The organism is Bacillus sp. FSL W8-1141 (assembly GCF_038593205.1).
Classification (GTDB): Bacteria; Bacillota; Bacilli; order Bacillales; family Bacillaceae; genus Bacillus; species Bacillus altitudinis.
This window is the reverse complement of record NZ_CP151973.1, coordinates 92,917-105,750: the sequence shown is the minus strand read 5'-3', so window position 1 is coordinate 105,750 and position 12,834 is coordinate 92,917. Positions and strand designations below refer to the sequence as shown.

Sequence of the window (12,834 nt, the reverse complement as noted above, 5' to 3'; positions counted from 1 at the left end):
TTAATCTCCCTCCCTCTGCTGAGATTGCTCATGCTCTAATGCACGAATTTGATCTCGAACTTCCGCTGCTTTTTCAAACTCTTCCTGTTCAATCAGCTGCTTCAGTTCTTGCTGCATTAACTCAAGTTTCCGGCGAACATGCAGACTGCCGGCAATCCGTTTAGGGACTTTTCCATTATGGACTGTATTTCCACTATGGACTTTCCTTAAAACAGGATTTAAATACTGATCAAAGGTTCGATAACATTCTGCACAGCCAAAACGGCCTGTTTTCCTGAATTGCTGAAAAGTTAAGCCACACTTAGGACATTGATCCACTTCTCTTGCCTCTTGAAAAATAGATGATCCTTTATTCGCACTTGTGGTAAAGCTAGGATCAATATTCAATAAGCCTGATAATAAGTTGTGAATCGAGAAACCTTGGTTTCCACTCATAGCATATGAATCACTGTTTTCTTTTGCACATTGTTCACATATGTGCATTTCTTGTTTTTCTCCATTTATTACTTTCGTAAAGTGAAAAGTGGCTGGTCTCTCATTGCATTCTTGACAAATCAATCTTTTCACCCGCTTTACTTTAATTTCAAAGCATTTAACATCGCTTTCATCATCCGAGCCCGCAGTTCATCTCGTTCAGGTAAATCAATGTGTAAAACAGAACGGTCCATGACACTAATCATCATCTTTGCTTCTCTTTCGGATAAAATGTTGTTCTCAACAAGACGCATAATGATATGATCAGATGCAGCCTGTGATAAACGATGATATATTTGGGAAATAATGTTGTTCAATAAATCGACTTCATCATTCATTTTGACTTTAATGATACGGATATAGCCACCGCCGCCACGCTTACTTTCAACGATATAACCTCTTTCGCTCGTAAAGCGTGTATTGATAACATAGTTAATTTGTGAAGGTACGCATTGAAACTTATCTGCAATTTCATTGCGTTTAATTTCTAATATTTCTCGACCATTCTGATCCAAGACTTCCTTCAAATACTGCTCGATGATATCAGAAATATTTTGTGCCACTCCGCCTCCTCCTCCATTGACTTTGACTATATTTGACTTTAATCTTACTATAAATTTTTTCGATCGATTTTTCAAGATAATCGCTCAACTAACAATATTATTTCCACATTTATCTGGTGCCAAACGTCCCAAAAACACAAAAAAGACCAGTTCCGATTGGAACTGATCCTTTGAAAAGCTTGGCGGCGTCCTACTCTCACAGGGGGAAACCCCCAACTACCATCGGCGCTGAAGAGCTTAACTTCCGTGTTCGGTATGGGAACGGGTGTGACCTCTTCGCTATCGCCACCAAACCTGATGGAGAGAATGTTCTCTCAAAACTAGATAACAATGTTCATTTTTCACATTAGAATATAGGTTAAGTCCTCGATCTATTAGTATCTGTCAGCTCCACGTGTCACCACGCTTCCACCTCAGACCTATCAACCTGATCATCTTTCAGGGATCTTACTTCCTTGCGGAATGGGAAATCTCATCTTGAGGGGGGCTTCATGCTTAGATGCTTTCAGCACTTATCCCGTCCGCACATAGCTACCCAGCGATGCCCTTGGCAGAACAACTGGTACACCAGCGGTGCGTCCATCCCGGTCCTCTCGTACTAAGGACAGCTCCTCTCAAATTTCCTGCGCCCGCGACGGATAGGGACCGAACTGTCTCACGACGTTCTGAACCCAGCTCGCGTACCGCTTTAATGGGCGAACAGCCCAACCCTTGGGACCGACTACAGCCCCAGGATGCGATGAGCCGACATCGAGGTGCCAAACCTCCCCGTCGATGTGGACTCTTGGGGGAGATAAGCCTGTTATCCCCGGGGTAGCTTTTATCCGTTGAGCGATGGCCCTTCCATGCGGAACCACCGGATCACTAAGCCCGACTTTCGTCCCTGCTCGACTTGTAGGTCTCGCAGTCAAGCTCCCTTGTGCCTTTACACTCTGCGAATGATTTCCAACCATTCTGAGGGAACCTTTGGGCGCCTCCGTTACATTTTAGGAGGCGACCGCCCCAGTCAAACTGCCCACCTGACACTGTCTCCCTGCCCGATAAGGGCAGCGGGTTAGAAGGTCAATACAGCCAGGGTAGTATCCCACCGATGCCTCCACCGAAGCTAGCGCTCCGGTTTCCAAGGCTCCTACCTATCCTGTACAAGCTGTACCAACATTCAATATCAGGCTGCAGTAAAGCTCCACGGGGTCTTTCCGTCCTGTCGCGGGTAACCTGCATCTTCACAGGTACTATAATTTCACCGAGTCTCTCGTTGAGACAGTGCCCAGATCGTTGCGCCTTTCGTGCGGGTCGGAACTTACCCGACAAGGAATTTCGCTACCTTAGGACCGTTATAGTTACGGCCGCCGTTTACTGGGGCTTCAATTCGCACCTTCGCTTACGCTAAGCGCTCCTCTTAACCTTCCAGCACCGGGCAGGCGTCAGCCCCTATACTTCGCCTTACGGCTTCGCAGAGACCTGTGTTTTTGCTAAACAGTCGCCTGGGCCTATTCACTGCGGCTTCTCGGGGCTTTAACACCCTAAGAAGCACCCCTTCTCCCGAAGTTACGGGGTCATTTTGCCGAGTTCCTTAACGAGAGTTCTCTCGATCACCTTAGGATTCTCTCCTCGCCTACCTGTGTCGGTTTGCGGTACGGGCACCTCTCACCTCGCTAGAGGCTTTTCTTGGCAGTGTGGAATCAGGAACTTCGCTACTAAATTTCGCTCGCCATCACAGCTCAGCCTTCACGGGAAACGGATTTGCCTATTTCCCAGCCTAACTGCTTGGACGCGGATATCCAATACCGCGCTTACCCTATCCTCCTGCGTCCCCCCATTGCTCAAATGGTGAGGAGGTGGTACAGGAATATCAACCTGTTGTCCATCGCCTACGCCTTTCGGCCTCGGCTTAGGTCCCGACTAACCCTGAGCGGACGAGCCTTCCTCAGGAAACCTTAGGCATTCGGTGGACGGGATTCTCACCCGTCTTTCGCTACTCATACCGGCATTCTCACTTCTAAGCGCTCCACCAGTCCTTCCGGTCTGACTTCACTGCACTTAGAACGCTCTCCTACCACTGTTCGTAAGAACAGTCCGCAGCTTCGGTGATACGTTTAGCCCCGGTACATTTTCGGCGCAGAGTCACTCGACCAGTGAGCTATTACGCACTCTTTAAATGGTGGCTGCTTCTAAGCCAACATCCTGGTTGTCTAAGCAACTCCACATCCTTTTCCACTTAACGTATACTTTGGGACCTTAGCTGGCGGTCTGGGCTGTTTCCCTTTCGACTACGGATCTTATCACTCGCAGTCTGACTCCCAAGGATAAGTCATCGGCATTCGGAGTTTGACTGAATTCGGTAACCCGGTAGGGGCCCCTAGTCCAATCAGTGCTCTACCTCCGAGACTCTTACCTTGAGGCTAGCCCTAAAGCTATTTCGGAGAGAACCAGCTATCTCCAGGTTCGATTGGCATTTCACCCCTACCCACACCTCATCCCCGCACTTTTCAACGTGCGTGGGTTCGGGCCTCCATTCAGTGTTACCTGAACTTCACCCTGGACATGGGTAGATCACCTGGTTTCGGGTCTACGACCACGTACTCATGCGCCCTATTCAGACTCGCTTTCGCTGCGGCTCCGCATCTTCTGCTTAACCTTGCACGGGATCGTAACTCGCCGGTTCATTCTACAAAAGGCACGCCATCACCCGTTAACGGGCTCTGACTACTTGTAGGCACACGGTTTCAGGATCTATTTCACTCCCCTTCCGGGGTGCTTTTCACCTTTCCCTCACGGTACTGGTTCACTATCGGTCACTAGGGAGTATTTAGCCTTGGGAGATGGTCCTCCCGGATTCCGACGGAATTTCACGTGTTCCGCCGTACTCAGGATCCACTCTGGAGAGAACAACATTTCAGTTACAGGGCTGTTACCTTCTTTGGCGGGCCTTTCCAGACCTCTTCGCTTATATCGTTCCTTTGTAACTCCGTATAGAGTGTCCTACAACCCCAAGAGGCAAGCCTCTTGGTTTGGGCTGTTCCCGTTTCGCTCGCCGCTACTCAGGGAATCGCATTTGCTTTCTCTTCCTCCGGGTACTTAGATGTTTCAGTTCCCCGGGTATGCCTTCTCATACTCTATGTATTCAAGTATGGATACTACTCCATTACGAGCAGTGGGTTTCCCCATTCGGAAATCTCCGGATCAAAGCTTGCTTACAGCTCCCCGAAGCATATCGGTGTTCGTCCCGTCCTTCATCGGCTCCTAGTGCCAAGGCATCCACCGTGCGCCCTTTCTAACTTAACCATTTCTTACTTTAGAAAGAATCACTATGTGTGATGAACTTTGCATTGCATTCAATGTGAATGTATTACTTATTGTTATCTAGTTTTCAAAGAACAATCCTGTCTCGCTAGAGACATGTTTGAAGGAATGATCCTTCAAAACTAAACAAGACGAAAACGCACACTGCTCCATATATCCTTAGAAAGGAGGTGATCCAGCCGCACCTTCCGATACGGCTACCTTGTTACGACTTCACCCCAATCATCTGCCCCACCTTCGGCGGCTGGCTCCATAAAGGTTACCTCACCGACTTCGGGTGTTGCAAACTCTCGTGGTGTGACGGGCGGTGTGTACAAGGCCCGGGAACGTATTCACCGCGGCATGCTGATCCGCGATTACTAGCGATTCCAGCTTCACGCAGTCGAGTTGCAGACTGCGATCCGAACTGAGAACAGATTTGTGGGATTGGCTAAACCTTGCGGTCTCGCAGCCCTTTGTTCTGTCCATTGTAGCACGTGTGTAGCCCAGGTCATAAGGGGCATGATGATTTGACGTCATCCCCACCTTCCTCCGGTTTGTCACCGGCAGTCACCTTAGAGTGCCCAACTGAATGCTGGCAACTAAGATCAAGGGTTGCGCTCGTTGCGGGACTTAACCCAACATCTCACGACACGAGCTGACGACAACCATGCACCACCTGTCACTCTGTCCCCGAAGGGAAAGCCCTATCTCTAGGGTTGTCAGAGGATGTCAAGACCTGGTAAGGTTCTTCGCGTTGCTTCGAATTAAACCACATGCTCCACCGCTTGTGCGGGCCCCCGTCAATTCCTTTGAGTTTCAGTCTTGCGACCGTACTCCCCAGGCGGAGTGCTTAATGCGTTAGCTGCAGCACTAAGGGGCGGAAACCCCCTAACACTTAGCACTCATCGTTTACGGCGTGGACTACCAGGGTATCTAATCCTGTTCGCTCCCCACGCTTTCGCTCCTCAGCGTCAGTTACAGACCAGAGAGTCGCCTTCGCCACTGGTGTTCCTCCACATCTCTACGCATTTCACCGCTACACGTGGAATTCCACTCTCCTCTTCTGCACTCAAGTTTCCCAGTTTCCAATGACCCTCCCCGGTTGAGCCGGGGGCTTTCACATCAGACTTAAGAAACCGCCTGCGAGCCCTTTACGCCCAATAATTCCGGACAACGCTTGCCACCTACGTATTACCGCGGCTGCTGGCACGTAGTTAGCCGTGGCTTTCTGGTTAGGTACCGTCAAGGTGCAAGCAGTTACTCTTGCACTTGTTCTTCCCTAACAACAGAGCTTTACGATCCGAAAACCTTCATCACTCACGCGGCGTTGCTCCGTCAGACTTTCGTCCATTGCGGAAGATTCCCTACTGCTGCCTCCCGTAGGAGTCTGGGCCGTGTCTCAGTCCCAGTGTGGCCGATCACCCTCTCAGGTCGGCTACGCATCGTCGCCTTGGTGAGCCGTTACCTCACCAACTAGCTAATGCGCCGCGGGTCCATCTGTAAGTGACAGCCGAAACCGTCTTTCATCCTTGAACCATGCGGTTCAAGGAACTATCCGGTATTAGCTCCGGTTTCCCGGAGTTATCCCAGTCTTACAGGCAGGTTACCCACGTGTTACTCACCCGTCCGCCGCTAACATCCGGGAGCAAGCTCCCTTCTGTCCGCTCGACTTGCATGTATTAGGCACGCCGCCAGCGTTCGTCCTGAGCCAGGATCAAACTCTCCGAAAAAGTACAAAACCGAAGTTTTGTTTTTCGTCAGCGTTTGACTGACTACCTATGATGTATCATAGGATTTTTTTATAAAAACTCGAATTAACAGGTACGTTTTGTCTTGTTTAGTTTTCAAAGATCATATTGGTGGAGCCTAGCGGGATCGAACCGCTGACCTCCTGCGTGCAAGGCAGGCGCTCTCCCAGCTGAGCTAAGGCCCCATAAAAGATGGTCGGGAAGACAGGATTCGAACCTGCGACCCCTTGGTCCCAAACCAAGTGCTCTACCAAGCTGAGCTACTTCCCGATCTTAATGGCGCGCCCGAGAGGAGTCGAACCCCTAACCTTTTGATCCGTAGTCAAACGCTCTATCCAATTGAGCTACGGGCGCTTATTTTATAATGCCGAGGGCCGGACTTGAACCGGCACGGTAGTCACCTACCGCAGGATTTTAAGTCCTGTGTGTCTGCCAATTCCACCACCCCGGCGTGGATGGTATAAGCGGAAGACGGGATTCGAACCCGCGACCCCCACCTTGGCAAGGTGGTGTTCTACCACTGAACTACTTCCGCATTACAGGATTTCTTTATGTTGTTTGGCAATGCGGGTGAAGGGACTTGAACCCCCACGTCATAAAGACACTAGATCCTAAGTCTAGCGCGTCTGCCAATTCCGCCACACCCGCATGAAAATGGTGAGCCATGAAGGACTCGAACCTTCGACCCTCTGATTAAAAGTCAGATGCTCTACCAACTGAGCTAATGGCTCGCTTTTAAAGCGACTTGTCTATCTTACCATATGAAAGTGGTGCCGGCAAGAGGACTTGAACCCCCAACCTACTGATTACAAGTCAGTTGCTCTACCAGTTGAGCTACACCGGCTTTATCTATCCTAACATTATGTAAGAATAAATATGGTGGAGGATGACGGGCTCGAACCGCCGACCCTCTGCTTGTAAGGCAGATGCTCTCCCAGCTGAGCTAATCCTCCATATTATGTCGTTTCGATTGTCTCTCGATCTGACAAATAGTATTATATAACGATAAGATATTGTTTGTAAAGACTTTTTTAAAATAATTTTTGAATTTATTTTAAAGCTATTTTTTCACATCTTTTCGTTAAGGCACCTAAAGAAGTTTACCACTTGTCTCTTCATTTTAAAAGTCTTTTTTTCATTTTTTTATGTTTTTTTGTTAAAAAGGGCATTAATAGCGCTTTTTCAATGTAAAAACAGCTCTTTTAAAGCTGAAAAATGTTTGTTTTATTCCTTAAACCCTCAGATAACGTGCATATAGAAACGAATTTTTTTATTATTTTATTTTTCCGAGAAACCATTTTGTATATTTGCTTTATATTAAATTGATTCTGGCCATTTTCCAAAAATTCGTCTCAATGTTCCCTTGCCTCATCAAACATTGTGGTGCTTAACTCAAATCTTCCTCCTCTCTCTCATTAGCAAACAAGATGCCCTTTGCTCTCTTATGTAGGTTTCAATGATCTAGCAGCAAGCGCAGTTCGCTACATATGGTTGCCAGAGGAGAAGATCCTTTTTAGACATGTTTACTCTTTTGATGTTAACTCTTAGCAAGATGAGCGAGCGACGAGATTGGATGATAAGAATATTATAGAATGTCTAAAATTCCAGTGAAGGGGATGAAATGAATGAGTTATTGAGAATGTAGTGAAAGACCACGATTTTCAATATAAATAGATATATCATTTATTAAAACACAAAAAAGACCAGTTCCGATTGGAACTGATCCTTTGAAAAGCTTGGCGGCGTCCTACTCTCACAGGGGGAAACCCCCAACTACCATCGGCGCTGAAGAGCTTAACTTCCGTGTTCGGTATGGGAACGGGTGTGACCTCTTCGCTATCGCCACCAAACCTGATGGAGAGAATGTTCTCTCAAAACTAGATAACAATGTTCATTTTTCACATTAGAATATAGGTTAAGTCCTCGATCTATTAGTATCTGTCAGCTCCACGTGTCACCACGCTTCCACCTCAGACCTATCAACCTGATCATCTTTCAGGGATCTTACTTCCTTGCGGAATGGGAAATCTCATCTTGAGGGGGGCTTCATGCTTAGATGCTTTCAGCACTTATCCCGTCCGCACATAGCTACCCAGCGATGCCCTTGGCAGAACAACTGGTACACCAGCGGTGCGTCCATCCCGGTCCTCTCGTACTAAGGACAGCTCCTCTCAAATTTCCTGCGCCCGCGACGGATAGGGACCGAACTGTCTCACGACGTTCTGAACCCAGCTCGCGTACCGCTTTAATGGGCGAACAGCCCAACCCTTGGGACCGACTACAGCCCCAGGATGCGATGAGCCGACATCGAGGTGCCAAACCTCCCCGTCGATGTGGACTCTTGGGGGAGATAAGCCTGTTATCCCCGGGGTAGCTTTTATCCGTTGAGCGATGGCCCTTCCATGCGGAACCACCGGATCACTAAGCCCGACTTTCGTCCCTGCTCGACTTGTAGGTCTCGCAGTCAAGCTCCCTTGTGCCTTTACACTCTGCGAATGATTTCCAACCATTCTGAGGGAACCTTTGGGCGCCTCCGTTACATTTTAGGAGGCGACCGCCCCAGTCAAACTGCCCACCTGACACTGTCTCCCTGCCCGATAAGGGCAGCGGGTTAGAAGGTCAATACAGCCAGGGTAGTATCCCACCGATGCCTCCACCGAAGCTAGCGCTCCGGTTTCCAAGGCTCCTACCTATCCTGTACAAGCTGTACCAACATTCAATATCAGGCTGCAGTAAAGCTCCACGGGGTCTTTCCGTCCTGTCGCGGGTAACCTGCATCTTCACAGGTACTATAATTTCACCGAGTCTCTCGTTGAGACAGTGCCCAGATCGTTGCGCCTTTCGTGCGGGTCGGAACTTACCCGACAAGGAATTTCGCTACCTTAGGACCGTTATAGTTACGGCCGCCGTTTACTGGGGCTTCAATTCGCACCTTCGCTTACGCTAAGCGCTCCTCTTAACCTTCCAGCACCGGGCAGGCGTCAGCCCCTATACTTCGCCTTACGGCTTCGCAGAGACCTGTGTTTTTGCTAAACAGTCGCCTGGGCCTATTCACTGCGGCTTCTCGGGGCTTTAACACCCTAAGAAGCACCCCTTCTCCCGAAGTTACGGGGTCATTTTGCCGAGTTCCTTAACGAGAGTTCTCTCGATCACCTTAGGATTCTCTCCTCGCCTACCTGTGTCGGTTTGCGGTACGGGCACCTCTCACCTCGCTAGAGGCTTTTCTTGGCAGTGTGGAATCAGGAACTTCGCTACTAAATTTCGCTCGCCATCACAGCTCAGCCTTCACGGGAAACGGATTTGCCTATTTCCCAGCCTAACTGCTTGGACGCGGATATCCAATACCGCGCTTACCCTATCCTCCTGCGTCCCCCCATTGCTCAAATGGTGAGGAGGTGGTACAGGAATATCAACCTGTTGTCCATCGCCTACGCCTTTCGGCCTCGGCTTAGGTCCCGACTAACCCTGAGCGGACGAGCCTTCCTCAGGAAACCTTAGGCATTCGGTGGACGGGATTCTCACCCGTCTTTCGCTACTCATACCGGCATTCTCACTTCTAAGCGCTCCACCAGTCCTTCCGGTCTGACTTCACTGCACTTAGAACGCTCTCCTACCACTGTTCGTAAGAACAGTCCGCAGCTTCGGTGATACGTTTAGCCCCGGTACATTTTCGGCGCAGAGTCACTCGACCAGTGAGCTATTACGCACTCTTTAAATGGTGGCTGCTTCTAAGCCAACATCCTGGTTGTCTAAGCAACTCCACATCCTTTTCCACTTAACGTATACTTTGGGACCTTAGCTGGCGGTCTGGGCTGTTTCCCTTTCGACTACGGATCTTATCACTCGCAGTCTGACTCCCAAGGATAAGTCATCGGCATTCGGAGTTTGACTGAATTCGGTAACCCGGTAGGGGCCCCTAGTCCAATCAGTGCTCTACCTCCGAGACTCTTACCTTGAGGCTAGCCCTAAAGCTATTTCGGAGAGAACCAGCTATCTCCAGGTTCGATTGGCATTTCACCCCTACCCACACCTCATCCCCGCACTTTTCAACGTGCGTGGGTTCGGGCCTCCATTCAGTGTTACCTGAACTTCACCCTGGACATGGGTAGATCACCTGGTTTCGGGTCTACGACCACGTACTCATGCGCCCTATTCAGACTCGCTTTCGCTGCGGCTCCGCATCTTCTGCTTAACCTTGCACGGGATCGTAACTCGCCGGTTCATTCTACAAAAGGCACGCCATCACCCGTTAACGGGCTCTGACTACTTGTAGGCACACGGTTTCAGGATCTATTTCACTCCCCTTCCGGGGTGCTTTTCACCTTTCCCTCACGGTACTGGTTCACTATCGGTCACTAGGGAGTATTTAGCCTTGGGAGATGGTCCTCCCGGATTCCGACGGAATTTCACGTGTTCCGCCGTACTCAGGATCCACTCTGGAGAGAACAACATTTCAGTTACAGGGCTGTTACCTTCTTTGGCGGGCCTTTCCAGACCTCTTCGCTTATATCGTTCCTTTGTAACTCCGTATAGAGTGTCCTACAACCCCAAGAGGCAAGCCTCTTGGTTTGGGCTGTTCCCGTTTCGCTCGCCGCTACTCAGGGAATCGCATTTGCTTTCTCTTCCTCCGGGTACTTAGATGTTTCAGTTCCCCGGGTATGCCTTCTCATACTCTATGTATTCAAGTATGGATACTACTCCATTACGAGCAGTGGGTTTCCCCATTCGGAAATCTCCGGATCAAAGCTTGCTTACAGCTCCCCGAAGCATATCGGTGTTCGTCCCGTCCTTCATCGGCTCCTAGTGCCAAGGCATCCACCGTGCGCCCTTTCTAACTTAACCATTTCTTACTTTAGAAAGAATCACTATGTGTGATGAACTTTGCATTGCATTCAATGTGAATGTATTACTTATTGTTATCTAGTTTTCAAAGAACAATCCTGTCTCGCTAGAGACATGTTTGAAGGAATGATCCTTCAAAACTAAACAAGACGAAAACGCACACTGCTCCATATATCCTTAGAAAGGAGGTGATCCAGCCGCACCTTCCGATACGGCTACCTTGTTACGACTTCACCCCAATCATCTGCCCCACCTTCGGCGGCTGGCTCCATAAAGGTTACCTCACCGACTTCGGGTGTTGCAAACTCTCGTGGTGTGACGGGCGGTGTGTACAAGGCCCGGGAACGTATTCACCGCGGCATGCTGATCCGCGATTACTAGCGATTCCAGCTTCACGCAGTCGAGTTGCAGACTGCGATCCGAACTGAGAACAGATTTGTGGGATTGGCTAAACCTTGCGGTCTCGCAGCCCTTTGTTCTGTCCATTGTAGCACGTGTGTAGCCCAGGTCATAAGGGGCATGATGATTTGACGTCATCCCCACCTTCCTCCGGTTTGTCACCGGCAGTCACCTTAGAGTGCCCAACTGAATGCTGGCAACTAAGATCAAGGGTTGCGCTCGTTGCGGGACTTAACCCAACATCTCACGACACGAGCTGACGACAACCATGCACCACCTGTCACTCTGTCCCCGAAGGGAAAGCCCTATCTCTAGGGTTGTCAGAGGATGTCAAGACCTGGTAAGGTTCTTCGCGTTGCTTCGAATTAAACCACATGCTCCACCGCTTGTGCGGGCCCCCGTCAATTCCTTTGAGTTTCAGTCTTGCGACCGTACTCCCCAGGCGGAGTGCTTAATGCGTTAGCTGCAGCACTAAGGGGCGGAAACCCCCTAACACTTAGCACTCATCGTTTACGGCGTGGACTACCAGGGTATCTAATCCTGTTCGCTCCCCACGCTTTCGCTCCTCAGCGTCAGTTACAGACCAGAGAGTCGCCTTCGCCACTGGTGTTCCTCCACATCTCTACGCATTTCACCGCTACACGTGGAATTCCACTCTCCTCTTCTGCACTCAAGTTTCCCAGTTTCCAATGACCCTCCCCGGTTGAGCCGGGGGCTTTCACATCAGACTTAAGAAACCGCCTGCGAGCCCTTTACGCCCAATAATTCCGGACAACGCTTGCCACCTACGTATTACCGCGGCTGCTGGCACGTAGTTAGCCGTGGCTTTCTGGTTAGGTACCGTCAAGGTGCAAGCAGTTACTCTTGCACTTGTTCTTCCCTAACAACAGAGCTTTACGATCCGAAAACCTTCATCACTCACGCGGCGTTGCTCCGTCAGACTTTCGTCCATTGCGGAAGATTCCCTACTGCTGCCTCCCGTAGGAGTCTGGGCCGTGTCTCAGTCCCAGTGTGGCCGATCACCCTCTCAGGTCGGCTACGCATCGTCGCCTTGGTGAGCCGTTACCTCACCAACTAGCTAATGCGCCGCGGGTCCATCTGTAAGTGACAGCCGAAACCGTCTTTCATCCTTGAACCATGCGGTTCAAGGAACTATCCGGTATTAGCTCCGGTTTCCCGGAGTTATCCCAGTCTTACAGGCAGGTTACCCACGTGTTACTCACCCGTCCGCCGCTAACATCCGGGAGCAAGCTCCCTTCTGTCCGCTCGACTTGCATGTATTAGGCACGCCGCCAGCGTTCGTCCTGAGCCAGGATCAAACTCTCCGAAAAAGTACAAAACCGAAGTTTTGCTTTTCGCCAGTTTGACTGACTACCTATGATGTATCATAGGATTTTTTATAAAAACTCGAATTAACAGGTACGTTTTGTCTTGTTTAGTTTTCAAAGATCATTTTCGTTATCGCTCGTAAGCGACTTTAATATCTTAACATTTCGCTTCGATTGAAGTCAAGAACTTTTTTC

At 49.7% G+C, this 12,834-nt stretch carries 2 protein-coding genes, 9 tRNA genes and 6 rRNA genes; all 17 read right to left on the bottom strand.

Annotated elements, in window-relative coordinates; translation table 11 throughout:
* The 17 genes from NSQ52_RS00575 to NSQ52_RS00495 all read right to left on the bottom strand — a co-directional run bounded on the left by NSQ52_RS00575 (position 1) and on the right by NSQ52_RS00495 (position 12,642).
* The gene (locus NSQ52_RS00575) at positions 1-558 is read right to left on the bottom strand and encodes a UvrB/UvrC motif-containing protein (protein WP_007496258.1); all 558 of its coding nucleotides are present in this window, start codon (positions 556-558) and stop codon (positions 1-3) included.
* Between the two features lie 14 nt (positions 559-572).
* Positions 573-1,037, bottom strand: coding sequence for a CtsR family transcriptional regulator (locus NSQ52_RS00570; RefSeq protein WP_003217184.1), 465 nt, complete (start codon positions 1,035-1,037; stop codon positions 573-575).
* Positions 1,038-1,214: 177 nt separating this feature from the next.
* Positions 1,215-1,330: ribosomal RNA gene (gene rrf / locus NSQ52_RS00565) — 5S ribosomal RNA — on the bottom strand.
* A gap of 61 nt (positions 1,331-1,391) precedes the next feature.
* Positions 1,392-4,322: ribosomal RNA gene (locus NSQ52_RS00560) — 23S ribosomal RNA — on the bottom strand.
* 181 nt (positions 4,323-4,503) lie between these two features.
* Positions 4,504-6,052 (bottom strand): 16S ribosomal RNA (locus NSQ52_RS00555).
* Between the two features lie 127 nt (positions 6,053-6,179).
* Positions 6,180-6,255, bottom strand: a tRNA-Ala gene (locus tag NSQ52_RS00550).
* Positions 6,256-6,263: 8 nt separating this feature from the next.
* Positions 6,264-6,340, bottom strand: a tRNA-Pro gene (locus tag NSQ52_RS00545).
* Positions 6,341-6,347: 7 nt separating this feature from the next.
* Positions 6,348-6,424 (bottom strand) — tRNA-Arg (locus NSQ52_RS00540).
* Positions 6,425-6,435: 11 nt separating this feature from the next.
* Positions 6,436-6,521 (bottom strand) — tRNA-Leu (locus NSQ52_RS00535).
* A 12-nt stretch (positions 6,522-6,533) separates the two neighbouring features.
* A tRNA-Gly gene (locus tag NSQ52_RS00530) sits at positions 6,534-6,605 on the bottom strand.
* 30 nt (positions 6,606-6,635) lie between these two features.
* A tRNA-Leu gene (locus tag NSQ52_RS00525) sits at positions 6,636-6,718 on the bottom strand.
* Positions 6,719-6,725: 7 nt separating this feature from the next.
* A tRNA-Lys gene (locus NSQ52_RS00520) sits at positions 6,726-6,801 on the bottom strand.
* A gap of 37 nt (positions 6,802-6,838) precedes the next feature.
* Positions 6,839-6,914: transfer RNA gene (locus NSQ52_RS00515), tRNA-Thr, on the bottom strand.
* Positions 6,915-6,947: 33 nt separating this feature from the next.
* Positions 6,948-7,023 (bottom strand) — tRNA-Val (locus NSQ52_RS00510).
* Positions 7,024-7,804: 781 nt separating this feature from the next.
* Positions 7,805-7,920: ribosomal RNA gene (gene rrf, locus NSQ52_RS00505) — 5S ribosomal RNA — on the bottom strand.
* Positions 7,921-7,981: 61 nt separating this feature from the next.
* Positions 7,982-10,912, bottom strand: a 23S ribosomal RNA gene (locus NSQ52_RS00500).
* Between the two features lie 181 nt (positions 10,913-11,093).
* A 16S ribosomal RNA gene (locus NSQ52_RS00495) occupies positions 11,094-12,642 on the bottom strand.
* Together the 16S, 23S and 5S rRNA genes with 9 tRNA genes alongside form the textbook arrangement of a ribosomal RNA operon.
* Between the last annotated feature and the right edge of the window lie 192 nt (positions 12,643-12,834).